Below are 24,898 nucleotides of genomic sequence, written 5' to 3' on the forward strand. Positions count from 1 at the left end.
GGCTCATTGGCGCGGTCGGACCGGTTGGCCAAGTACAACCAACTGATCCGCATCGAAGAGACCCTGGGCGAAGTCGCCGAATACGCAGGCGTGTCGATCTTAAAGCGATAACAGCACCAGCAGACCTAACCAAAGCCCGGTTTTCTCAAAGAAAGCCGGGTGTTTTCTTGTAAAGCTGCGCGAAGACGTCGTCTTGCAATGGGCAAAGCCCTTTGCCGCCAAGTCTTATCCCAAAACTGGGAAAACTGGCGTAACCGGATCAAGATGGTAATCCAGCGTTTTCCCATCCTTGACGCCACGCTTGCGCGCAGGCGGGAACGGTGAATATGGGTATTTGGGTCTGGGCGGAGGCAATTGTGATGTCGGGGCGTAAAGTCTGCAAATCGGCCACTGCAGCGCGCGCCGCATCGGCATCAGGCAAATGCCCAAGCGAAGCAATCAGCATCAGGTGGCTCATGACAAAGCTTGAACGTACCGCAAGCGCCTCGCGACAGGCATTCGCGGCCTGATCATAATGTCCCAAGTGAAACAGTGCGCTTGCTTTAGCAAGGTATCCGGCATAGCGCAACGGGTCATGAGGGCTAAGCTCAATAGACTGCGTGGCGTGTTCAAACGCTTCGTCTGGACGGTTCAGAAGAAACAAATTGATCGACGCCAACATGTGCACCGTTGCGGCATTTGGGTTTTCACTCAGCGCCTGTTTGAATGCCGCCCGGGCGCGGGGCAAGTCGCGCGCCAACATTGAAATAGAGTGCGCCGCATACGCCATCGCGACCCCATCCGCACGATCACTCAGCAGTACTTTTTCCGCAGCGGCCACCGCATCTTTGGGACCTTGGCCGACCGGCTCCAGCCCCTGGACCATGCGTTGAATGTGCAGCCACGCCAGCAATCCGGCTGCGGAGGCGTAGGTCGGATCACGTTCCAGCGCGAGCGTCGTCAGCCGAATAGCTTCGCGGTTGTCGGCATCAGTCAGCAGGTGAAAATGCGACTGCGCTCTGAGGTATAGCTCATAGGCTTCCAAATTCTCGGTGGGTTTTGCGCGTGCCCGGTTGGTCTCGGCGTGCCGCAGCGAAGGTTCGATGGCGGTCACGACTTCAAGCGTGACTTTGTCTTGCAGATCAAAAATGTCGTCCAGCACTCCATCGAAACGATCGGCCCACAGATGGCTGCCGTTTTCCGCGTCGATTAGCTGCCCCGTGATGCGCACACGCTGGCCGGCCCGCCTGACTGATCCTTCCAGTACATAGCGCACACCAAGTGCACGGCCGACTTCGCGTATATCCGTGCTTTTGCCTTTGAACGTGAAAGACGAGTTCCGAGCAACCACCATGAGCCAGCGAAATCGCGAAAGTTCAGTGATGATGTCCTCGGTCATACCGTCGGCAAAGAACTCTTGCTCAGGATCACCAGACATATTGTCGAAGGGCAGCACGGCAATGCCGGGCCGAACATCCACCGGAGCGGACAGGTTAGCTGATGTCCCTTTGGGCCAACACCATACACCAATACGACGAGTGATATTCTTAAGCTCGGTCTGTTCGCCACCGTCGAACAAGGCAGCGTCTCCGCGGTCCAGACTATTGTGAGAGGTGTCGGATAGCAGGATTTGATCGGGTTCGGCCAAAGCCTCAAGTCGAGCGGCAATGTTTATCCCATCGCCGAAAATATCATCCCCGTCGGTGACAACCTCTCCGGTATGGATGCCAATCCGGAGTTTGATTTTCGTCGATTTCTGTGCCGACTGTATCGCAATCGCGCAATCAGCCGCGTCCGACGTCGACTGGAACTCGGCGATCCATCCATCGCCCATGCTCTTGATCAATTTGCCGTTATGCGCGTCCAGCAAGGGCCGTAGAGATTCTTCGCGAAATGATCTGAGACCGGCGACGGTGCCTTCGCGATCTTGGTCCATCAAGGCCGAGTAGCCGACAATATCTGCCGCCAGCACCGTAGTTAACCGTCTTTCCATTCACACCCCCATTTTTCAAAGCTTAACGCGGGTAGGAGCAACTGTCAGCCCGTCAGCAAGGTTTGGACGGGCTGCACGCAGGTGTGAAAATACGTTTGCTGGAGCATGTGTTGCCGGGCAATCAAAGCTGATGATCGACTATGAGTTCATCCAATAGCTGCACGCCGGGACGGGGTTTGATTGCGAACAGATTTGATGGGGATCGGTGTTCGTTTCTCGATCAAGCAGTATCAAAGCTGAATTCGATCCCGGTTTCAAAAACAACACGTCTATGTCGGAACCTTGGTGACCGTTCGCATCAAGCATTTCTCTCAGGTAGCCTACGGTTGATTTCAGATCACCGTATTCTAAGAAATGCATGCTCCACAGCAATACAGGGCATGCTTCAGGGTCATCCGCGACATTTAAGGCGTGGTTCGTATAGTCGGCACTGCGAATTGCGTCCTCGAAACGATCGCGCGGTAAACGGAGCCATTCTCTTTCCTCGTTTGGTTCGAGGTAATATCCATAAAAACGTTCGGGATTATCCTCGGAGATGTGGGGTTGTTCAAACCACGAAATGGCTAACTTGCTTGAGGCACAAGTCTCGATAGAGGCAACGTATTGCGCCGAGAATTTCCAGGGGCCTTTTCGCATATTGCTGAAAAACGCGATGTGCAAACCAGCAATACCAAGCGATGCGACTAATGCCATGTTTACAGCAAGGCCCAACACACGAGGGGATGACCGATGGGACGTCAAACGAAATGTCCACTCTAAAAAGTATGCAAGGGAAATCCAAAACACAGGCGCGAGAGCTAAGAAGAGCCTAAAAGAAAATACGGGTAGGAAAAGAATTGAAACACTTATCCCAAAAACAATCGTAAGGCCGATGACACCGTACAAGAAACCAATGCCCGTAAAGGTTTCTGCTGGCAGGTTTTCCTTGAAAAACGCCAGGCGGCGACCGCTGACAAATAGCGCAGATACTACGAAGATAAGGAGAGCAAAAACTGCAATGGTTGTTGATGAGCCAAGTGCGGTAAAGCCGCGTAGAATATGTTCTGCAAAGAAGGAAAGACTGGCCTCGAACCATGTATCGTCGACATCAATTACGATTTTCGGCATGTGCCAAGTCACTAACAAGACTGCACAAAGCAAAACAACGAGCCCCATGCAAATAACGAAGAGCCTGTGTGGCCAGGTTTTGCAGGTCAGCAATAAAATGCAGAAGGCCGCTCCGGAGGTCAGAATTGTATAATAGTGGAGGAAAACCATACCAATGGCGCACAGAGACAAGGCCGCAATCCAGAAGATGGCTAATTTGCCTTTTGCCAACAGATCTCGGGCGCGGAGGCCACAAAAAGCGAAAAGTGCGACCATAAAGTAGATGATGCCGTAGGAACGCGCTTCCTGCGCGTAGTAGTACCAAACCCAGCTGGATACCGCTATTGCGATGGATACCAATCTTGCCTGCCAGCGAACCGATCCGATGGGAGCAAAGTAAATTAGAACGAGTGCCAAACAAGCTGCAATGGCAGACAGAGCGCGAGAAACTACAATAAAATCTCCGTCCACGACCCTTAGGGCCGCCCAAAGGCTGATATAGTAGCCGGGAGGATGACCGTCTTCGGTCGCACGCGATAGAAGATCCCCGAAAGTGGTCAGCTGCGGGTCAGCGAAATAGGCCGAGAAGAGTTCATCGGTCCAAAGGGACTCGTGGCCCAGACCGTAAAACACCCTTAGGATGGAAAAGGCGACAAATAGTATACTAACGAGGCAGAGAAGCTTCATAAACGATCGTCATTTGAAATTTTTTTCTGATTTTCGTTAGTTCGCGTTCGATTGAAATGTCTTTTGTTTTCTTCGTAGATCAGTGTTGCAGCAAAACACCGTCGGTGGACGCGGCTCGGTCGGTCAATCGTCGAAAAACCGGACAATCTATGAATTAGCCAACCGAACCCACCAAACGCTGGATTTTGATCTAGAAGTACTTGAGCTTTCACGCAAGGATGCCGCCGTCGTCCTTATTTCGGAGCGAACAGGCCAGATCTAAAGGTATGATAACCCGTAGCATAGGGCTTCCGGTACTTCCTCAGAACTGACGAGTGAATGGGGTCGACAAAGCGTGCTCCAACCCTTTGCAAATAGGTTCCAGTTCACCAAAAAATGTCGAAAATTCTGGTAAACGTTTCTAAAAAAAGATTAATTCGATCATATCCCCGTCTCTCACCGACAGTGTTGTCAGATTTATTGCCAGGGCACTTCTTCAAGCCAAACAAGCTTTTCCTTGACCCGATAGCGACATTAGGCCGACCATTACTCACTCATTACACAAATATGAGTAAGTATTGGGAGGATACTATGACAAATCAGTTCATACCTGCTGCCGTGGCACTAAGTGTGATAACGACGGCGTCCGCTGCGTGGTCAGACGGGCATCAAAGCGCGATGGACGTGCCCAAGATCACTACATCCCTTGTTTTAGGAGAACTGGACTCTCCTTGGGATATGGCTTTCTTGCCGGACGGTACGATGTTCTTCACGGAAAAATGCGACGGCCTTTCTGTAAGAACGCCGGATGGCACTGTGAACGCGCTTTACGGCATGAAGGACACCGAGGGGTACGCGGATGCCGGGAGTGATCTTTTCTGCGAGGGACAAGCCGGGATGCTTGGGGTCGTAGCAGATCGCCATTTCGCGAAAAACCGTACGCTTTACGTCTATTCGACCTCATCCAAGTATCACGGTGATGGCTGCAAGACCAATTTTGAGAAGTGCGACGGTAACATCGTGATGAAATTCACTGTTAGCGACGACTTGCAGAGCGTGTCTGACAGAACTGATATTGTCACAGATATCCAATATAAGCCGTTTGACTCGGATCAGCCCTTTGGCGGGCCAGGTGCTCATAATGGTGGTAGAATTCGGATTGGGCCCGGTGGCTATCTCTGGGTCGCGGGCGGAGATCGTCACAGGGGGATTTGTCCGCAGGATGGAACGCTCTTGTGTGGCAAAGTCCTGAGGATTGATGGTGATGGAAACGCCCATCCCGACAACAATCCTCCTGAAGGTTTTGACAAGCGTATCTACACTTACGGGCACAGAAACGTTCAGGGTATTGATTTCCGCCCCAGCGATGGGAAAGCTTTCACGGCAGAACATGGCCCTTGGCACAACGATGAAATCACCGCGCTCGTAAACGGTGGCAATGCTGGATGGGATCCGGCTCAGAACACAGGTGGTCGAGGTGAATGCCCAGACGAGTACTGTGGATACGAGCCGAACCAGAAGGATGCCATGGATCCAGCCCTGCGTGCAGCCTTTACGCCGATGAGCGACACGCGCTTCGAAGACCTGATGCCTGCGTCTTGGAACAACAACGGGTTTTCGCAAGGCACCGGTTCCGCCGCCTTCATCAAGGGTGACAATTGGGGTATTTACGAGGGTCGCCTGGCAGTCGGAATTATGGGTATCGCATTCGGCGACACGCCAGAAGGGTCAAGAATTGACATGATTAGCCTTACACCTGACGGCTTGGGCATTAATGGGATCACGCGGATGCCGCTCGGATTTTCTGATCGGTTCCGCGGGCTTGTTATGGGCCCGGACAACGCCTTGTACGTTGCGACGGATTCGGGCGAAATCCATAAAATATCGGCAGAAAGCCTTAAGTAGGTTTTCAACAAAAATGCCCGTGCCACTTACCTGGCGCGGGCAACATTTTAGCGCGTCTGTCATTGCAACAGAGCGCTTGGACTAACTACCCGCTAACAACGTTTCGGGCACTTCATATCGCTGGCGCTCAACCCTGATGACATGCATGCCGTCCTTCAGGCTCCAGTCGGTATCTGTACCAACACCAGACATCGTCACGTTTGCGCGCAGAAATTTACCATCCTCGAAGTAAAGCTCCCTCTTGAAGCTGTTCGCAAAGACGACCGTCATTGTCGTTTTTCCATTCTCATCGCGCTTGACGAGATAGCTGCATTGATCAAGTGGTCCGTCGGGTTCCTGTGAACAGGCAATTGACTTTGGTGGTTCGCCATTTTGCTCGGCGGACACCTTTGTTGCGCCGAGCAAGATAACGGCACAAATACCAAGCAATCTCGGCGTAGTCATTCGGACGCTCTCCTAGCGGCTTGCTCCTAAAGTTCATCTCAAATGCAACAGGCGGACCTGCCTTTACCCGGTAGACGAAACAACTTTAAAGTATGAGAACGGCGAATAAGACGCAAATTTGCATCCCAAAATTCGATGTAAGCTGGTGAAAAAATTGCACCGGTCTTTGTGAACCGAAGCCACTTAAAAAATTGGATACTAGAGTTTGTGCGATGAGTTGAGGCTGGAGTATACACTTCAACTGCTCAATTGGACGTTATTTCTCGCGGGGTTGAACCTCAAGAGGCTGCTGTCGTTCCATGTTCCGATGAACTGGCTGGGGTGGTAGGATTCGAACCTACGATACACGGCACCAAAACATCAGATAGTCCAACTGGCAAGATACGGTAAACCACAACATATTGATTTACAACGAAGTTATGTGATTCGATTTGTCATTATTTGTGACATTGGACAAATTGGACGATGAGATTGGCCAAAATGTAAGAGAATGTGACACGCCTGCCCAAATTCGGGCATTTGCCCAGAGCCTGTGTAGTCGGGGTAGTTTAGGTGACCCGAGTTCAAGAATCTGCACTTGAAGTGAAGGGGTTGAATTAAGGATATGCTAGCCATGTACCTTCGCCGGTTCTGAAAGTACCTGTTTGCGAGTGCGTGGATCGTGTGCGTCGGCACGAGCAGGCTAATTTTTAAGGCCAATTTAGCATGGAAAGTCGGGTGTCGTAGCCACACGAGCTGTTTGGAAGTGCGCTATAAGTTTCCCTTTTGACACAAGACCATGCGTCAGGCTCTGATCTGGACACAGCAAATTGATTTACTCAACGCCAAGGAGTAGCTTCGGCGGAAATTTGCGCAATGGAGATTAGAATGAACGATTCGGTGCCACAGGTTGCCAAAATCAAATTGAAGGTCGGCTCTATGGAGCTTGAATATGAGGGTGCCCCGGATTTCCTCATAGGCGGCATCGAAGCACTCTTGGAAACTATGGGTTCATTGGCCAGCAAAGTACCGCAAGAAGCCGCGACACCGGAAGCCTCCGCTGAGGCGCTTCCTGGAAACGAGAATGGTGGTGCAATCCCAGCACCCTTACAAAGCGGTACATATACCTTTTCAACAAACACCATCGCAGCCCATTTTAACTCCAGCTCAGGCTCAGATCTGGTGATTTGTGCAATTGCACAGCTTGAATTTGTGCAGGGCAACTCATCGTCTACTCGTTCCGAAATCTTGGCTGAAATGAAATCGGCGACAACTTATTTCAAAAACACTTACAGCAAAAACTTGAGCAAGAGCATTGAAACGCTCCTCAAAGGCAAACGCATCAATCAGATCGCGAAAGACACCTATGCTCTGAGCGCTGGCGAGCGGAAACAATTAGAGGCCAAGTTTGCTGACATCGGATGAGTTAAAAGCTTGGCTGCAAAAGGACCTCAATAAACTCGACAAGGTTCTGCTTGTCTTGGCGACACAGAACGAACCTGTCGCTGTGGCGAAGATCAAAGGACTCGCCGAAGCGGCGGGGTTTCGTGCTTTCCGCAAGTGGAATGTGTCAGCGAATCTCGGAGGATCAAGGGGTAAAGCCATTCGCACGACAGGATGGGAGTTGACCGACGCTGGGAAGATACATTTGCGGGACTTGGGTGTTTCTTCGATCAGCCCTGCTGCAATGCAAGTAGCAGTTGATCTTCGCAACCACCTCGCAAACATCACTGATGAGCAGACGCGCATCTTCGTTGAGGAAGCCATCAAATGTCACGAGGCTGAGTTATATCGCTCGGCTATCGTAATGTCGTGGCTCGGCGCGGTAGATATTCTGCAAAAGCATGTTCACCAAAATCACCTTGCAGCGTTTAATGCGGAGGCGTCTCGCGTGAACGGCAGGTGGAAGACTGCTGTTTCGCAGGATGACATCGGCAAGATGGGCGAAAGCGACTTTTTGGACCGGATCGAGGCACTGTCGATAATAGGAAAAAACGTCAAGGCGCAGCTCAAGACTTGTCTCGATTTGCGCAATGGCTGCGGTCACCCAAACAGCTTGAAGGTATCTGTGAACAAGTCGGCGGCACACATTGAGACGTTGCTGCAAAATGTGTTCGAGAGATTTTAGCGATTCAATGCCGAAGTCAAAGTGCGTACTGGCCAACAGAGGTTGCCACTAGCTAGCAGCCATGGTTGCGGGAGAGGGTATACACTGCCGACGCCTTTCGGCTTAACTGGCACAGCGTCCAATAGTGGTTTCCCTCCCTCGCAATCGTTAACACGAAAAATCTCCCCCTTAATCTTGGTTTTCGCCGTCGTCAGATGCTTGATCAGTTTCATCAGAGGTTAACCTTCCGTCGGCTGACGCCTTCGGCTCGCCATCGCTAGGTTCATCTTTGGGAGGTGGCATGAACGTCTCTGCTACCATGTTAGCTATGGCCTGCATTTTCGTTCTCTCATCACTGATTAGATGACCATACTGTGACATAGTAAACGACGCGTTATGGTGGCCGAGCAGTTTTTGAGCCTCCAAATACTTCCCGCGAAGCATCAACTCGGATGCAAACATGTGTCGCAGGGTGTGGAGTCCGCGCTGCCTGACCCCAGCAATTCGTTGGACTCGATACCAACCGTAGTTGTTGACTTGAGAATGATGCATTGGAAGCCCGGCTTTGGTGCAGAAAACGAAATCGTGGTCGTGTGTGGCAAGGTGATCAATTAACCAATGTCGTGCCAGTGCGCCGATGGGGACTGTGCGGTAGGCATTAGCGGATTTCATTTTCCCGACCCTGTCGCTGTCCGGTCTGCCGCGCCTGCTTTGATCTACCTTCCTACGCAGAGTAATGGATGTGAAATCCTCAGAAATATCGCCTCGCTTGATGCCAAGAGCTTCCGAAATTCTCACTCCGGTTGACGCAATCAATGCAATTAGTGCGCTATACTTTATCCAACTGCGCCTCACCTGCTTATTGGGATGTTCACGAAGCTCAGCAAGTGTTTTGAAGATGATCCTGACTTCTGCCCGAGTATGTATTGACCGTGAGGCGGGTTCGCCCCTGCCGTCATTCAATTGCACTGCTAGTTTGTAGGCAGGGCTTTTGACGAGGAGGTCCCTAGCCACAGCCCAGTTCAGGATCGACTTGGAAAGGTCAAATGCATGCTTGGCAGTTTGTCGGGAAGTGAACTTCTCGGTGAGCTGTCCCATGAACATGCTCATCTTGTCTCTGGTCAGCTCGTTCAGGCGCACATTCCCGATGTACGGGAGTATGTGCTCGTCCAGATAATGTTGGTAGCCTTTTAGCGTGGAGTACTCGAGCGGCATTTTTCCATCCCTGCCGCGCTTTGAAGCTTCCATATATTGTTCGGCGAGTTGAGAGAACTTCATCTCCCGCATGCCCGGTCCGACTTGAGAAGCGTTCATAGCATCGATTTCTCGTTTGCGTTGCTTCGCTTCAGCCAGCGACTTGAAAGTCTCCTCCTTATAATTTTCACTCCAATCACAGTACCAACGCACTCTGTACCGCCTGGAGTCGCCAATGATTCTGTCACTTATACGAACGCTTTTGTTGCGCATGTCGATGTCTCCCGATGTTTTTTGGGGGACGCAGCCGGCCGGAACCGCGACCATGCACTATCTGTGGGGGAGGTGTGGGGCAGAAATCAAGGTAAGTATAACTTACATCTTGAGAGCTTCTAAATGTCTGATTTTTATTGTGGCGTCCGGTTTAAATTGGAGTCTGGAGAATTTCTAACCCACTGAAAAAACAGAAACATTCTTGAAGCAACCATTTAGAACTGAAGTTTTGTCCGGGCAAAACGTGACTCTGGTTCCCCGGGCAAGCAAAGAAAAAGCCGCTCAAGGCGGCGCGATTGTCGGCAGGTTTTGGTGAAAAATGTCAGTCGAGCAGATCGGAACGATGGAAGATGGGAACACCGCCACTTTCGGGGACGGGCTCGATTTTCTTCGATATGATCATCTCGCAAACTTCTTTCTCATGTATGTCAAGATGCCGTGCCGCCGTCCTTACTGTCTGGCACTTATTCAAAAAGCGATCGAGCACAATCCGGCTGATGTACTTCAGCGAACGGTGCGGATGGCCTGGCGGAGAGGGAAAGCTCGGCAACAGATGCAATTCTCGCAACGATTTCAATTCGCCGAACGACAGGCCGAGCAGATTGTTCAACTCCCTCGGGCCAACATGTTCATCCGTGAATATTTTCATCGCGTCACGCAGTTCATCACGATTGATCCGGATTGCGGCAAAGCCAGTTGACCCTTCAACACGAACAGAACTTGGCAACTGTCCACCAATGAGCAACCGGGTGATTTGTGCCGTTGTCGGCCCCAACTGGAAACAGGCTTCAGGAATCGAACAATATCCTTCTGGTTCGCCCTGGGCGAGTCGGCCAGCGTTTCTATGCATCAGCACTAGAAGTCGGTCCAGATCGGATGGCAGGAACCGCCGCTTTTTGTGACAGCGGCTCCGCATTCTGGAGATCACGCCATCATCGACCAAGGACTCGAACCCCTTGATGCCGATATTCAGCTTTGTTGCGCTCTTCGTTGAGTCGAGGCTGTCGACGACAGCATTGATGTATCGGCGGCAACGTCCCATATGAGCCCTTAGATCTCGGGTTTGTGGTAAGCCGGACGGAGGGAGCAGGCGTTCCCGTTGCAGTGCCTTGCGGACCCAAACCACAGGCCTTTTGTTCTGCTGAGCAAGTGTCGCAATTTGGTGGTTCACATAATGCTGTTCTGCCGATGCAGACGCCACGCTTGCCAGATGATACCGCCCCTGATGAGAACAGATCTTTTGCATGAGATGTCGAAAGATCGTCCGTTCTGGCGGTTTTGCTGATTGCGCAGCCCACTTCTGAACCCAAACAGCGCTCAGTCTCACACGGTGACGGATCAAGGCAGCATCAATCTCTGCTTCCAATTTTTCGAACCCGGCCAGCGTCGCTTTAAAGCCAATGTCGATGAGGTTGCGGTGCGATGATATGCCTGCGTTTTCGGGGCGCTGTGCGCCACTCTCAAGAAACAGCCCAATCCCGAAACACCATGCTTCCAAAGCGTCCATCTGAGTTTGCCCGAGCCAGGGGCAGATGGGTATCCCTGTGGCAAGCAGTTCAAGTGCTGCGCTTTCAAAGTCGGATGGTGTTTGCTGGATTTGCTGGTCAGGGAGTTGATGCAGGAATTTCAGGTCGAGGTCCGCGCGAAGCAGATGGTCGTAGCAACTGGTATAGTCCTCATAAGGCAAAGTGATTAGTGCGAGGTCATGCTTGGCACATGTTGATATCGTCTTCGGCAACCATGTGTCGCGGATATGAAGTTGATGCCTTGCAACAGATAAGTCCTGTTCCCAGCATGCGGGGCAAACTGAAAGATCTGCCTTTCGGATCGACCGGCTCAATAATCGCTGTCCATTCAAATGGGCAAACTTCCGTCTCTCGTGGCAAGGCGAATGCGTCAGCAAAGTCTCGGCCGGAGATTTTATGAGCTTGGCGAGCTTCGTCAGTTCGGATGTGTCTCCGGCGCAAATGGCCGCCTTAGACAATCCAACGGCGCTGCAAAACTCAGCTGTCGTATCCGACGCATTACTATGTGTGTTTCTGGCAAGGATTGAGAATCCTGGTTCGCCGGCCAGGGCCGGTCTTGCGACTGGTAGCGTTGTGATCATTGTTCTGCTCGTTTTTTGTTGTCTGATTTAGTCGGTCAGTTGGTCTTCTTTGATGCTGTGGAAGTTGACAGCGATGAAAGGATTGAGGGCCGGCACGCAATCTTCGCGGGCGATATAGGCGTCTTGAAAGTGCTGGATTTGGAGTTCGTCGGAGCCTGAGGAAATCGCTCTGAAGAGGCCCCTTCGGCACCATAATGCGACAATCCCAAACGAATACATGCCCGCATGCATGAGGCGGCTGGCAAACTCTTCGGTCATGATACTGTCATGCATTGTGACTTCGACTGTCTGACAATAGGTCTCGAGAATCTGCATTCCCGCGGCCAAATCAACGGAAGGGTCCAGGCTGCGCATTTTGATTTTGATATAGCGCCGGTCAAGCTGCGTATCTGAATTCAGGACCTCTTCGAATTCCGGCATGCCGACAAGTATCGGCATGAAACGATGGCCACCGGGCTGTACGATGGATTTCAGATATGCCTGAAGATCTTTGCGGTCTTGAGGTCCCGCTGCGCGGACATGCTGGATTTCATCAAGGATCAGAACACGCGTCTCAAGTTCCGCCATATAGTCGCAAGCCTTCGACCATAGTGTCTTTGCAGAGCCAGTTGAGCCGGTCCAACCGTATTCCTGCAAGACCGCTTGGGCGAGATCACGCAGCGAGGCTTTGCCGCTGAGCGCACATTCTAGGAAGGGACGATGTAGATCGCCTGTTACCGTTTCGAAGAGACCAAGACCAATCAGTGCGCGGATCACGCTTGCCGTCTTCCCACTTCCGGATTTACCGAGGATCGCGAGTGCGGGGGGCATCAAAACGAGATCCGGATTTCAGCGAATATTCAAACTCGGCATATGCATCAACGATCGCAGATTTAATGCGCGCTGAGTCTCGTCGATCAAACCAAATCTGCTCAAGCCTTTGGTTCTGCGCCAATGCGTGTTGTCGAAGCGCGATATTAGTCATCGGTGCGTCCATCGTGCCACCAGCGTTTGATGGGCTTGCTGTGCGGCGGTTCCTCTTCGTGCGCCGATAGGTCGTCCTGCCTGGTCTCGCTCTCGGGTGGAACCGCAGTGGTTTGAGGAGTCATGGGGGGCACGTCGCGCTCGTTAGGCGATGCGACATCATTCTGATTGGCTTCGTCGTGAGACGTCCGTGAAGCAGGAGGGTTGCGTTTTGGACCGCCGATGACGTAGCCGATGCCTGTTTCTGCCAAAGGAAGATCGGCCAGCTTCGATGGCCTGTCGTCGATAACGGACAAGCCCCAGTACAGCTCACGATCGAAGCGTTCGAGATCCTCGGACGTATACATCTGGGGCAAAACGCCCATTATTTCCTGGATCTCGTTTGAGCGTCTGCGCATGTCAGACAACGCGGTGAATATGGCGGAAATCTTGATCTCAGCTTGCGAGGAGTAGCGCTTGCGCAGGATTTTTCCGACCTCAATCCAGTCCACGAGTTTGATTTTGTGAAAGTTCTCGATGCTGCAGTTCACATCAAGCCAGTGATCATTGTTCCAGACGCTGATCGTCCCTAGGTCTTCAGGGTCGACATAAAATGCGCGCTTGTTTGTCCCGGCTTCTTTCCTGATTTTCTGAAGCTCTTCGCAGTTTCCGCCGTAGTGAATACCGAGGAAACAAATGCCGCGTGCTGTTATTTTGCGTTCTTGTCGGATACCGAAAGCGCGGCGACGCGTGGGTGGTGGGAGCTTGGGGGGCAAGCCAGATGTTCCACCGATCCTTTCCAGCGCATCTGCCGGTGACTCGCCAAATAATCCGCTGTGCTTGGTTTGGTTATAGACATCGACGATAAATCTAATGAAGAGCAGAGCAAGCTGATCGTCCGTTAGAACGGCGCGCCCTTCCGTGTCGTAGTCTCCGCGTACTTGCGGATTTCGAAATGTCTGGCCCGGAAAATAGGGCATGGCCCGATCAGTGAATATTCCGAAGACTCGTTCCATCACGTGGCGCAACTGCGGCTGACCAACTTGAGGGTAGCAATATGTCGCGCCGACAGTTTCCACAGCACGCTGGGTTAGATCCGCACGAAATGCGGGGCCAGTATCTGTTTCTAAAGACTCGAACGAAAGCCCGCGCCATTCAAAGCGACAACCGGCTGCTCGTGCGATATCGCTCTTGTTTTCGGTTGCCATCCGCAACGCACGAACGGCCGCTTCGGGGTTCTGGGTCGCTGATAAAACAAACCCAACGATGTATCTGGTTGCTACATCAATGACGACGTATAGCCATCGGCGTCCTTTTTCCATTGCTTTGATGGCGTCAACTGTTTCCTGGTCGAGGCCCGGACGGATAGCGCCAGTGAGCAGGATGTTGCGGACATCGTCTTCCCACTCATCCACCATGAACGTCTGCCCTGCGCGGGTTGCACGTTCGGTCTTACCAACACCGGCATATTTGCGGATCGCGAATTTCTTGCCCTTGCGTCCAAGATCGATTGTATAGCCGCCAAAGTTGTCGACCCATTCATGCAGAGCGGTCCGACGTCTAGTTTGGAGAAGGTGTTCGCCGGTTTCTCGGCGCCTCTTGTTCTCCAGTTTGAGGGCGATGATCGTCTTCTCCACAACTTCGTTTTTGCTGTGACGATCTTGTGTGAGGTATTCGCGTAGCCTTTCGATTATGAAGACATAGCTTTCCTGATCGATGTTCAGGCCTGTAGCGCGGCCGCGTTTGTCGACCAGGACATCGATACGACCATCGGCGTCATTGACCGTTCGACGCCACTTCAAAATTGTCGATGCGGACGGTGTTGCACCGAGACTAGCGTCCTGCGAACAGTAGTATTGCTTTCCAAACTCACCGCAGAAGGCGCGCCATTCTTTGGTCGCCTCAAGATGAATTCGGTAGTAATTGCTGATGACGTTGACTGGCGTTAGCTTGACCAAGCCTTGCGCATATAACCTGTTCAGTGCACAGACGAAGAACCAACGGTACAGCAGTAATTTGCGTTGTTTCGCAGTGAGCTCCCAGACGAAAACGAGAGGATCTGGTGCCCTTTGAGGATCGGATGTTTTTCTGGGTCGCCTCTTGCAGTCCCAACGATCGCCGCCCACGATTTCGTTCAGTTCCTCCCAACCAAACCACTCAAGTGCGCCAGATCCGTCTTCCCGGCGAAAACAAGCTTGGCGATCATCGCTGATCTCAAAATGATAGGGAACACGGTCAATATAGTACAAGTCAGCGGGGCTGAAGTTGATCTTGGGTATCATTGGAGCCGCCGCACCCTGGTAAACAGATCGATGCGCCCCGGGCTCAGTTTTTCAAGGCGGCCCTCGAACATGCCTTGAACTATCACTCGAAATGCGCGCCCCCCGGCACGGCAGCGTTCTGCCAAAGCGCAGATCGTCGTTTCGCCTGACGTAGAGGCTAGGACTTCCGACAAACGTTCTTGAACGGCGTGGTCACGACAAATAGCAAAGCGCTGATACATCACGGCGTTGAATGCATCAGCCCGGGAAAAGCAGACTTCGGTAACCAACCGAACTTCATCGACGATATCTGGTGGTATCGTCTTTTGAATAGCTTCGAGCTCTCGGATGAACCTGCCTGACTTCAGGCGCTCCGTTGGCTTTACGGCTGTGCCAACGCGACGGCCATCCGCTTTGGTGACGAGGAGATCGAAGTAGTGCTTCCCCGGGTGACCATCGGGCTGGACGAAAGAAACTGGCCCAAACTGCTCATGCACTTGCACGGTGTCAGGCGCCAATAGTGTCAGCGCGAGATTGTGGTATTCGACCTGACTATCAGCGCCATACTTGCGCGGGCGACCTGTTTCTGGGTCTAGCCAGACCGGAAATATCCTTGATGATCCCCGCGAACGCGGGTTGATCTTCCGGTGACCGCGATAGGGTAGCGGCACAAATTCAGGCATTTCAAGGTCGCCAAAATCATTCTCGAATGGTTCGGTTGGCCCGAATGCCCGTTGGAACGCCTCCGGCATTCCACAAAGGTCAACGGAGGCAGTTTGGACCCCTTCCGGCATGAGGTGATCATCTGTCATGTTCATAGCAATGCATCCCTGTTTCCGCACGCGATGGCGTCGGATTTTCGAGCGCAAGCAGCCAGTCGCTTGCGCGAGTCTGTTGACTTTCAAAATGTGAGGTGGGATGAATGAAGCTAATCACAGCAGGGGTCTGGTTGCGCAAGCAGCCGGGCCTTTGTTCATTCAGCGCATACCTCGTGCTGAAGTTGGTTGATTGCTACGTCATGCGGCGTCCCCCTTAGAAACAGGTTTTGGGCGTATGACATCACAAGATGCAGCCCGCGTTGGGTCATTCAGTATTTCAAAAATGGCATTCATGATCGGTGCGCTTTTTCTCCGCCCATTAATCACCATGCTTATCGTTGATGGATCGCGCTTCAACCTCTCGGCCAGCTGCTTCAGTGTGAGATTGGCCTCAGAGCGAAGCCTATATTTAATTAGCGCCGCATTAGGTTTTGGGTCCATTCAATCCTCCTGATCCACAAAAGTGGATTGGGTGGCAGTTTGATTCGGAAGGGTTTGTGGGTCAAGCTCTCAATGAGCTTGACGAACGCCTCTTTGTGTGCATAATTACTGTTCTAAATCAATATGTTAGAGTTAATTATCAATTCAATATTTGACTTTGTGGTACATGGCAATCTGGTACACAGCTGATCCGCACTTCATGCATGAGAACGTGATCTCATTCTGCGATCGTCCGTTCAGATCGGTCCATGAAATGGATGCCGTCCTGCTGGAAAACATGCACGCTGTTGTCAAACCGGAAGATGAGCTTTGGGTTGTCGGCGACTTTGCATTCGGGCCCAAAGCCAAAGATGAAGCAAAGCTCGCTAAGATCTTCGAGCAATTGCCTGGAGCGAAAAAACACCTGGTCGTCGGCAACCATGACCTTGCGCCCACATTGGCGCTGCCGTGGGACAGCGTTCATCACTTGGCGGAAGTCAGAGACGGCCCGCACCGACAAGCACATACCCTGTGCCACTATCCGATGATCACCTGGAACCACGCCCGGCGGCAGGCGCTGCATATGTTTGGCCATGTCCATAACAACTGGTTGGGCTCCCGCAATGCCATCAATGTCGGCGTCGATGTCTGGGATTTCGCGCCGGTTTCGTTTGAACAGATTGCCGCGCGCGCCGCTGAACTGCCGCCAAACAAACACCTTGTCGATGTTGAACCAGGAGTCGCTGAGAGATGACAAAAGAAAAGATGTATCCGCTCTCAGACTATCCCGTTCTGAAGAGGCTATCAGAGCGCACATCACGCGACACTGAGCTCGATCTTGAGGACGTCAAGTTATTCTACGAGATGGTAGCAACCGATGATGACCGGGCCGATATGGACGAACATGAAAGAGGCTTCGCAGAAGCCGTGTTGGCTAGCCGATACCGACATAGCCCGCCACCAACTGTTCCTTTCAAAGCGATATGTCCCCATTGCTCGGATGTGATCATAAGCTGGCACGCATCATGCATCGACGTGCCGAGAGGCGAAACGCGCGGCATCGCTTACTGCGGATGCGGACGAACTGCTGCCGATAGCTCCGATATGGACGGCATGGGCCGTATGATCGAAGCGCGCCAGAAGGATTGACGGCGTGACGAACAGCCCCGTTCTAAAGCCACGGCTGATGAGCGGATTGAAGACGCCTGAAAATGAGCAGCTTCGACAACCCATCCGGCTCTTATCGACCGTTTTTTGTGGGTCTTGATCTGCCACTGGATCCTAGAAATCCAACAGATAAAGTTGGTGAGAGCCGGACAGGTTTTTTAAGCTACCAATAGTACTCATGGGGTTTGCGGTTCAAGGGCCACGCAATATTGTCAGGATCGCTGCCTTTCAGCACGTCTTGCTTCAGCTTGCTTTCTTCACGTCGGCGAGGGCGCGTGTGGTGGATTTTGTCGTGCCAGCGCGGCCAGTTTCCAAGCCAAAGCACCTCATCAGAGGTAAGCTTGAGGCGGCGCTCAAGCCCCTTGGCGGAATAGCCTGCCTGGCGCCCAGCTAGACGAGATCGTTTTCGTTTGTAATGGGCCATAACGTGGCCTTTCATGCAGTTTCGTCACTACATGGCGTTCTCCAATTCTGTGGTTCAGGTCTTCACCGCTGGCCGTCTAGCGGTCAGCCGCTCTGGATATGACTTCGTCCAACGTCGCGCAAGAGAAATTCTCACGCTAGCTGAACCCCTCATTCGCTTAGCGCACTTTGTCTCGGCTAAGTCCCGAACTTTCATAGCGCATGAGACATGGAAACATGTTGCATAAAACGGGCAACTTGTTTCCATTCATCCAGGATCATCAGTTTCGCATCACGCTCTTCGCTGCAATTCGCATGGCTTGATGGGTTGGCTCCCTGGTCCTTTGCCGTCATCTTCGAAATCATGGGATTTGGCGTTTTCATCCACCGGACTGACTCCATTTACGACGACGTGCCGTCGGAGCGATATCAGTTTCCAAAGCAGTATCTGACGCGCGTTCAGCAATGTGAGGGTGACTGGATCGTCTATCTCGAGCCCAGTAAGGTCGCCAACACCAAGGGCTACTTTGCGGTTGCCAAGGTGCAAGAGGTCATTCCTGATCCTAGGGAAACAGACATGCACTTGGCGGTAATTGAACCAGGCACATATCTCGACTTTGGCGATCCTGTTCCGTTTCGCTATGAACATGAGGTTGTCGAGCAGGGTCTGCTCAATGATTTCGGTAAGATCTCCGGACGGGCTCAGGCTGCTGTTCGGCCACTATCACCGACCGATTTTGGCAGGATCGTAGAGCTAGGTCTTGGGACAGATCATGACATCCTTCCTCGGGTCGGTCAGACCAACGAAACTGGTGGATTCAAAGAAGATCAAACCCCTTTTCAGTTGCCAGCCGCCAGAGAACGCATCAATCAGCTGACAAACAGGGCTGTGCGCAACCGCAATTTTCGGAAAACAGTCCTCCGTGCTTATGGAGAGCGCTGCGCAATCACCGGCCTGCGTCTCATCAACGGTGGTGGACGCGCAGAGGTAGAAGCTGCCCATATCAGGCCGGTTGAACACGATGGTCCCGACATCATCAGCAATGGTATCGCGTTGTCTGGTACGGCTCATTGGATGTTCGACAGGGGACTTGTCGGCTTATCGGATGATTTGTCGGTTTTAGTATCGAGACAGACCAACGATCCGGAGGCGGTGAAATCGATGATCAATGCGTCAGGCAAGCTTTTGGTGCCGGAGAGGGTGGCGGAACGACCAAGAGCAGAGTTCGTGTCGTGGCATCGTGAGAACTGCTTCAAGCACTAGCAGTGGATCACGCTAAATCTGAGCTTCGAACGGCCGCTCTCAGACTTAGGCCCGAACGAAGCAATTGAAATACATTCGTTGCGCGGTTCGAGCTGCATCCGACAGCAATAACGTTCTAGTTGCACACATCCTAAGATTTGTATTCCATCTTGCTAAATGATTGACTCAGATAACTCATCTTCATTGCCTGAGAAGCATCGCGCCTTTTTGAAGCGGTGTTTGTCGATTGATTTAGAAGTCAATCCAAAGATGGCCCGGATCTTCGCGTTCGCGGCGGTTCCATTCGACCAAAGCCCATCAATTGTTTCGAAAGAGGAACGGATTGAAGTGGGGTTTGATCGCTTGGAACAGGCACTTAATGGCATTGTACATCCAATTGGCCATAACTTCCTGCAACACGATATGGCGCATCTTTTGGCGCGACGACCACGCTTGGCCCGGATCATGCAGGCACCCATTGATACACTTTGGCTGAACCCGCTCGCCTTTCCGCGCAATCCCTATCACCACTTGGTCAAACACTACCAGGACGGGCGATTGCAGGCAGGTCACCTGAATGATCCGGAACTTGATGCGAAGCTGGTCTTTCAGGTTTTGGCGAACCAGTTGGAGGCCTTTGATCAGCTCAACCGAGACACCCCCGATGCTTTGTTGGCTTATCACTGGCTCACAACGCGAGGGGATCTATCGCCCGGATTTGACGCGGTGTTCGGTCACGTAAGGGGAACGGAGAGCCCAACGCAGCCTGAAGCACTTGCGGCAATCGGCCGTCTGGTCAAAAACAAGGTTTGCGAGAAACGTCTTGAACAGGTTTTCGGTCGCCTGGATGACGCAAACATAGGTTGGCCGATGGCCTATGCGTTGTCTTGGATCTCCGTCGCAGGTGGCGACTCCGTTATGCCGCCGTGGGTTCGCGCTCAATTTAAAGAAGCGTCTCTCATCGTACGGCATCTCCGCGATACTTCTTGCAAGAATCCGAGCTGCGAGTGGTGCGTCGAGCAAAATGATCCAGTTGCAGCACTCCAGAGGTGGTTTGGGTTCGAAGCATTCAGACCAAAACCAGAAGATGCCAGCGGGCAGTCTCTGCAGGAACGCATCGTCGATGAGGCCATGGGCGGGAACAGTGTTTTGGGTATCCTGCCAACGGGCACTGGTAAATCCGTTTGCTATCAGATCCCGGCGCTAACCAAATTTGACAAGACAGGTGCCCTGTCCGTGGTGATATCACCACTTGTGGCGCTCATGTCTGACCAGGTGCAAGGCATGGAGCGCGCTGGCATCTCGTCGTCGGTGACGGTTAATGGCATGATGTCCATGCCGGAACGTCAGGACGCACTGGAGAAAGTCCGTATGGGCGATGCGTCCATCCTGATTATCTCCCCGGAGCAGCTTCGTAGTACCTCGATACGTACCACGTTAAAACAACGCGAAATCGGCCTATGGGTTCTTGATGAGGCCCACTGCATCTCAGAATGGGGACATGATTTTAGGCCCGACTACCGCTATGTTTCGCGCTTCATAAAGGAGTTCTCCGGCGATGCGACTGCGCCCATCCTTTGCTTGACCGCCACGGCCAAGCCTGAGGTCGTACGCGATATCTCGGATCATTTCAAAAGCCGTGTGGGCTCTGATCTGATTTTATTGGATGGCGGGGCGACACGCCACAACCTCACATTTGACGTGCGTCCAACGCGACGAGAAACAAAGCTGGGTGATGTCCATGATGTGATTTCAGAGATGCTGCCGCAAGACGGGCGGTCAGGCGCTGTCATCTATTGTTCCAGCCGGAAATCAACGGAACGTGTTGCCGAGTTTCTGGCGCATCAGGGGATGGCAGCGGGGCATTTCCATGCTGGGCTCAGCCCTGATGAAAAGAAAGATATCCAAGAGAAATTTCGTGTGGGCGATTTACGCGTGATCGCAGCCACAAATGCGTTCGGCATGGGGATCGACAAACCGGATATTCGACTTGTGGTCCACTGCGATATTCCCGGATCGCTCTAAAACTACCTGCAAGAGGCTGGGCGCGCCGGGCGTGACCGAGAGGATGCAAATTGCGTTCTTCTTTACGCGGTCGATGACGTGGAGCGGCAGTTTCAACTGTCGGCCCGGTCGCGACTTGCGCGCCATGAGATTGGCGCAATCCTCAAGGCGATCCGGCGGATTGATGAACGCACGGGAAAGACCGGAAAAGTCGTGGCGACCTCCGGGGAAATCGTCTTGGAAGAAAAGGACCGGGATTTCCAGCGGGACAGCACAACCGACGACACACGGGTCAAAACGGCAGTGTCCTGGCTAGAAGAGGCAAAGCTGCTTTCACGGGAAGAAAACCGGGTTCAGGTTTATCCATCATCGTTGACGGTCAGCACTGTCGTCGAGGCAGAGCGCAAATTGAATGCGGTGCAGATGACTCAGACCCGGCGCAAGGCTTTGTTGGCTATAGTACAACATTTGATCGATGCACCCGCCGACGAAGGTATTTCCACTGATCAGCTTTGTGGAGTTAGCGGCCTGTTGCCGAAAGAGCTGAACAAGGCGATGGCAGACTTGGAAACCTTTGGGGTCGCGCGCAACGACATGGCCGTCACGATATTTATACATGTCGGCGTTGAGGGGCATTCCTCGGCACGTTTTGCCGCTGCAGCGGAGCTCGAAAAGAGCTTGATCGGTGTCATGCGAGAAGCTGCGCCCGATACGGGGCAGTCCGAGGTTGTTTCACTGCACTTATCTGAGATGTGCCAGCACCTTCGCGACAAAGATCATAAAGGCGCACGTCCCGATGTTGTAGAGCGGCTGCTGCGCGGCATTGCCCGAGATGGCAGAGAGCAAGACGGCGGGCTCGGAAATCTGAGCATCAGAAAGGCCTCGCGCAATGCGCTATCGGTCACGCTCAATCGGTCGTGGGGCATCATTGACCAAACGGCCGAAGTTCGCAGGAAAGCTGCTGTGAGCCTGCTTGAATTTTTGACAGGTCTGGTGCCCGGCGGCACGCGCGGCAAGGACCTTCAGGTCGAAACAACGGTCGGTGATCTCCTTCAAGTGATCACCGGAGATATCGAACTCAAAACCATCGGCATCCGCGACATGACAAAGCTGCTTGAGCGCGCGTTGTTATGGCTGCACGAACAAAGCATCGTCACGCTTGGCAAGGGGCTGACTGTTTTCCGGCCCGCAATGACCGTTTACCTCAACCGGGAGGCAGCCCGGTTCACGCAGGCGCATTTCGCGCCGCTCGAAGAGCATTATGCGGAACAGACCATGCAGACGCATGTCATGGCAGCTTACGCAGAACGTGGCTTGGTCGAAATAGATGAAGCGCAGAAGTTATCAGCCGACTATTTCACCAGTGACAATGATGCGTTTCTGGATCGCTGGATGCCGGGCAAAACCCGCGAAATCAAGCGACAGACCACAAGCGCCTCTTGGAAGGCGATTGTTGAGGTGCTGGGAAACCCGGCGCAGCAAAAGATTGTGACTGACGCACGTGAGCAAACAAGCGTTCTTGTCCTTGCCGGGCCTGGCTCCGGCAAGACGCGGGTGCTTGTCCACCGGATCGCATATCTGCTGCGGATCAAGCGTGAAGAAGCGCGGGGGATATTGGTCCTGACTTACAACCGTCATGCGGCAACGGAAGTGAAGGCGCGCTTGCGCAATCTGGTGGGTGATGATGCGAATGGGGTGACAATCTCAACCTGCCACGCCTTGGCCATGCGTTTGGTCGGGGCCAGCTTTGCGGGCCAACGATCCGATGACCATGATTTCGATGCCGTGATCGTGGAGGCGATCGACCAGTTAAAGGGCGAAGGCCTGAGCGCCAGCGATGCCGAGGCGCAGCGGGATGCGCTGATCCAGGGTTATCGCTGGATCCTTGTCGATGAGTATCAGGACATCGGACCACATGAATACGAGTTGATTTCAGCTGTCGCTGGACGTTCGCTTGTCGATCCCGATCTCAAGCTGAGCCTGTTTGCCGTTGGCGATGATGATCAGAATATCTACGCCTTCAAGGGTGCGTCGATCAAATACATCCGCAAGTTCGATGAAGACTACAGCGCACGCCCCGCCTTCCTGGTCGAAAACTATCGATCAACCCAGGCCATCATCACGGCGGCGAATGCTGTGATCCGACCCGGCAAAGACCGCATGAAGGCCGAACATGACATCACCGTCAATCGTGGCAGGCAGTCAGCCCCCCCTGTTGGCGCAATGGCCCAACATGACGCCGTGGCGCAGGGTCGGGTTCAGCTTTTGGACTGTGCTGCCGGGGAAATACGTCATGCCATCGCGGCGGTTGATGAACTGGTCCGAATATCAAAGCTGGATCCTGATTTTCGATGGGATCGGACCGCAATCATCGCGCGAGAATGGAAGCGGTTGGGCCCGGTCCGATCCTACGCTGAAAAGCTGGACATACCGGTTGAGTTGGCGAACGAGGCCTTGCCAAGCATCTGGCGCCTGAGGGAAATGCAAAGCCTCATTGCCGATATGCAGCAGGATCCGGGGCGGCTGCTATCGATTGAAGCGATCATTGCGTTGTTGAACAAGCAGCCTCGAAACAGATGGATCGACATGATCGCCGAAGGCATCGCAGCACTTGCGCGCGAGCTTGGCAAAGGCACGATGCCGGCTCTGGATGCGATTGAATGGTTGGCTGAGTGGTCACGGGACACGCGCGGAGATCAACGCGGTTTGCTTCTTCTCAGTGCCCATCGTGCGAAGGGACTGGAATTCGATCATGTCGTCATTCTGGATGGTGGCTGGCAAGCGAAGTCAGACAATGAAGATGCGGATGCGCCCAGGCGTCTTTTCTATGTGGCCATGACCCGTGCGCAAAAGACCTTGGCCTTGACGACCACAGGCCAACACCTCTTCCTACAGCCGGAAGGTGATAGCGTTGTCCGGCGGCCAATTGCAGCCGACATCCGCACAGAATTGCCGACCGTCAAACACTACCAGTTGCCGGACACAGCGTCGGTCGATCTGTCCTTTGCGGGACGTCTGGGTCAACATCACCCTGCGTACCGTGCCATCGCTGCCGCAAAGGTGGGAGATGAGATCAGATTGATCCAACGTGATGGTCGATGGACATTCGAGGACCTTGAAGTTCGACCGCTGGGTCGCATGGCCAAATCCTGGCAACCCCCAGCAAGGCATGTCTTTGTGTCGGGACACGTCGGCGCGATCATTCACTGGAGCAAGACGGACAACGACAAAGACTTCGTTCAATATCTCAAACAAGACAACTGGGAAACGGTACTACCCGAAATGACCTTTGAATTGGAGAGCTCGTCAAGCAGCACCTCGGCAGTGATTAACGTCAGCAATCCCGCCCGAGTCACGCCCATAGACAATGTTTCCGAACGCATTAGCGTTGAGATGGGCGCGGTCGAACCGTCAAGACCGAACGATGCGGACGATATCCCCTTGAATATTCTGAGAGAAATCGTGGCAAGTGCCGTCGCCGCCACGAAGACATGGGGTGAGCTTGCTGAACGGTTAAATGACAGCAACATCAAACTTGCACCAAAAGGTGGCGGCTTGGTGGTCAGCAATTCAGACACCAACGACGAACTCTGCAAGTTATCAGCGCTCAAGTTCAGCTATATCAATCTGATCCGTCACTACGGTGAGGGCTTTCCTAAGCACACTGCGACATGGCTTGTTGAGCGTGCATTGAACGATGAATACGTGCCAAAGCGGCCCAAGCGATCGAAAAAGAAGAAGAGCATCGGAAAGCGGTCAAGTGGGGACGATTTCGAACTCATAGAAGACTAGGAGAGCACGACGGTTTTGCGATTTGTGCTTCGTCCAACATTGGTCTTCCTTTTACAGGTTACCTAACATCCGTCGCGACCTAATGCTACAGCCGCCAATTTCGGACTATTACACGA

General features: G+C 52.9%; 18 protein-coding genes and 1 pseudogene. 9 read left to right on the forward strand and 10 right to left on the reverse strand.

All coding sequences use genetic code 11. The features are described 5' to 3' along the window. Nucleotides 1-111 (forward strand): hypothetical protein (locus tag ACR0BD_RS08100; RefSeq protein WP_480830220.1); only part of this gene is annotated, 111 nt, incomplete at its 5' end. Between the two features lie 148 nt (nt 112-259). Here the strand turns inward: ACR0BD_RS08100 and ACR0BD_RS08105 are convergent. Together ACR0BD_RS08105 and ACR0BD_RS08110 are read right to left on the reverse strand one after the other, a co-directional pair. Then, the gene (locus ACR0BD_RS08105; protein WP_480829875.1) at nt 260-1,972 is read right to left on the reverse strand and encodes an adenylate/guanylate cyclase domain-containing protein; all 1,713 of its coding nucleotides are present in this window, start codon (nt 1,970-1,972) and stop codon (nt 260-262) included. Nucleotides 1,973-2,110: 138 nt separating this feature from the next. Further along, nucleotides 2,111-3,691 (reverse strand): hypothetical protein, encoded by a 1,581-nt coding sequence (locus tag ACR0BD_RS08110; protein ID WP_480829877.1) that lies wholly within the window; start codon nt 3,689-3,691, stop codon nt 2,111-2,113. A 136-nt stretch (nt 3,692-3,827) separates the two neighbouring features. Between ACR0BD_RS08110 and ACR0BD_RS08115 the strand changes: the two genes are divergently transcribed. Next, nucleotides 3,828-4,007: a hypothetical protein gene (locus ACR0BD_RS08115; protein ID WP_480829878.1), complete on the forward strand. Its 180-nt coding sequence runs from the start codon at nt 3,828-3,830 to the stop codon at nt 4,005-4,007. A 308-nt stretch (nt 4,008-4,315) separates the two neighbouring features. Then, on the forward strand, nt 4,316-5,629 hold the full coding sequence (locus ACR0BD_RS08120) for a PQQ-dependent sugar dehydrogenase (RefSeq protein ID WP_480829879.1): 1,314 nt from the start codon (nt 4,316-4,318) through the stop codon (nt 5,627-5,629). 81 nt (nt 5,630-5,710) lie between these two features. Here ACR0BD_RS08120 and ACR0BD_RS08125 read toward each other — a convergent pair whose 3' ends face one another. Next, nucleotides 5,711-6,073 (reverse strand): hypothetical protein, encoded by a 363-nt coding sequence (locus ACR0BD_RS08125; protein ID WP_480829881.1) that lies wholly within the window; start codon nt 6,071-6,073, stop codon nt 5,711-5,713. Nucleotides 6,074-6,940: 867 nt separating this feature from the next. Between ACR0BD_RS08125 and ACR0BD_RS08130 the strand changes: the two genes are divergently transcribed. Together ACR0BD_RS08130 and ACR0BD_RS08135 are read left to right on the forward strand one after the other, a co-directional pair. Beyond that, a complete protein-coding gene (locus tag ACR0BD_RS08130; RefSeq protein WP_480829882.1) occupies nt 6,941-7,477 on the forward strand; it encodes a hypothetical protein in 537 nt (178 codons plus the stop codon). Then, nucleotides 7,461-8,180 carry a hypothetical protein gene (locus ACR0BD_RS08135; RefSeq protein WP_480829883.1) on the forward strand — a complete coding sequence of 240 codons (720 nt, stop codon included), beginning with the start codon at nt 7,461-7,463 and terminating at the stop codon, nt 8,178-8,180. The genes ACR0BD_RS08130 and ACR0BD_RS08135 overlap by 17 nt, the downstream gene beginning before the upstream one ends. Nucleotides 8,181-8,348: 168 nt before the next feature. Here the strand turns inward: ACR0BD_RS08135 and ACR0BD_RS08140 are convergent, their stop codons facing one another. From ACR0BD_RS08140 to ACR0BD_RS08165, 6 genes are all read right to left on the reverse strand, one after another. Beyond that, nucleotides 8,349-9,626, reverse strand: coding sequence for a tyrosine-type recombinase/integrase (locus ACR0BD_RS08140; RefSeq protein WP_480829885.1), 1,278 nt, complete (start codon nt 9,624-9,626; stop codon nt 8,349-8,351). Nucleotides 9,627-9,948: 322 nt separating this feature from the next. Beyond that, a complete protein-coding gene (locus tag ACR0BD_RS08145) occupies nt 9,949-11,733 on the reverse strand; it encodes a TniQ family protein (protein WP_480829887.1) in 1,785 nt (594 codons plus the stop codon). A gap of 27 nt (nt 11,734-11,760) precedes the next feature. Continuing rightward, a complete protein-coding gene (locus ACR0BD_RS08150) occupies nt 11,761-12,543 on the reverse strand; it encodes an ATP-binding protein (RefSeq protein ID WP_480829888.1) in 783 nt (260 codons plus the stop codon). 146 nt (nt 12,544-12,689) lie between these two features. Next, nucleotides 12,690-14,957, reverse strand: coding sequence for a hypothetical protein (locus tag ACR0BD_RS08155; protein WP_480829889.1), 2,268 nt, complete (start codon nt 14,955-14,957; stop codon nt 12,690-12,692). Beyond that, nucleotides 14,954-15,754, reverse strand: coding sequence for a hypothetical protein (locus ACR0BD_RS08160; RefSeq protein ID WP_480829890.1), 801 nt, complete (start codon nt 15,752-15,754; stop codon nt 14,954-14,956). The genes ACR0BD_RS08155 and ACR0BD_RS08160 overlap by 4 nt, the downstream gene beginning before the upstream one ends. 198 nt (nt 15,755-15,952) lie before the next feature. Next, the gene (locus ACR0BD_RS08165) at nt 15,953-16,195 is read right to left on the reverse strand and encodes a helix-turn-helix domain-containing protein (RefSeq protein ID WP_480829892.1); all 243 of its coding nucleotides are present in this window, start codon (nt 16,193-16,195) and stop codon (nt 15,953-15,955) included. Between the two features lie 253 nt (nt 16,196-16,448). On the opposite strand from ACR0BD_RS08165, the gene ACR0BD_RS08170 reads away from it, so the two are divergent. Both ACR0BD_RS08170 and ACR0BD_RS08175 read left to right on the forward strand, forming a co-directional pair. Further along, nucleotides 16,449-16,928 (forward strand): metallophosphoesterase, encoded by a 480-nt coding sequence (locus ACR0BD_RS08170; RefSeq protein ID WP_480829893.1) that lies wholly within the window; start codon nt 16,449-16,451, stop codon nt 16,926-16,928. A gap of 11 nt (nt 16,929-16,939) precedes the next feature. Then, the gene (locus ACR0BD_RS08175) at nt 16,940-17,323 is read left to right on the forward strand and encodes a hypothetical protein (RefSeq protein ID WP_480829894.1); all 384 of its coding nucleotides are present in this window, start codon (nt 16,940-16,942) and stop codon (nt 17,321-17,323) included. Between the two features lie 181 nt (nt 17,324-17,504). Here the strand turns inward: ACR0BD_RS08175 and ACR0BD_RS08180 are convergent, their stop codons facing one another. Next, nucleotides 17,505-17,780 (reverse strand): hypothetical protein, encoded by a 276-nt coding sequence (locus ACR0BD_RS08180; RefSeq protein WP_480829895.1) that lies wholly within the window; start codon nt 17,778-17,780, stop codon nt 17,505-17,507. Between the two features lie 327 nt (nt 17,781-18,107). Between ACR0BD_RS08180 and ACR0BD_RS08185 the strand changes: the two genes are divergently transcribed. Next, nucleotides 18,108-19,007 (forward strand): HNH endonuclease, encoded by a 900-nt coding sequence (locus ACR0BD_RS08185; RefSeq protein WP_480829896.1) that lies wholly within the window; start codon nt 18,108-18,110, stop codon nt 19,005-19,007. Nucleotides 19,008-19,163: 156 nt separating this feature from the next. Then, nucleotides 19,164-24,782: pseudogene (locus ACR0BD_RS08190) on the forward strand (RecQ family ATP-dependent DNA helicase). Nucleotides 24,783-24,898: the final 116 nt, after the last annotated feature.

This window comes from Ruegeria sp. G5, assembly GCF_056533365.1.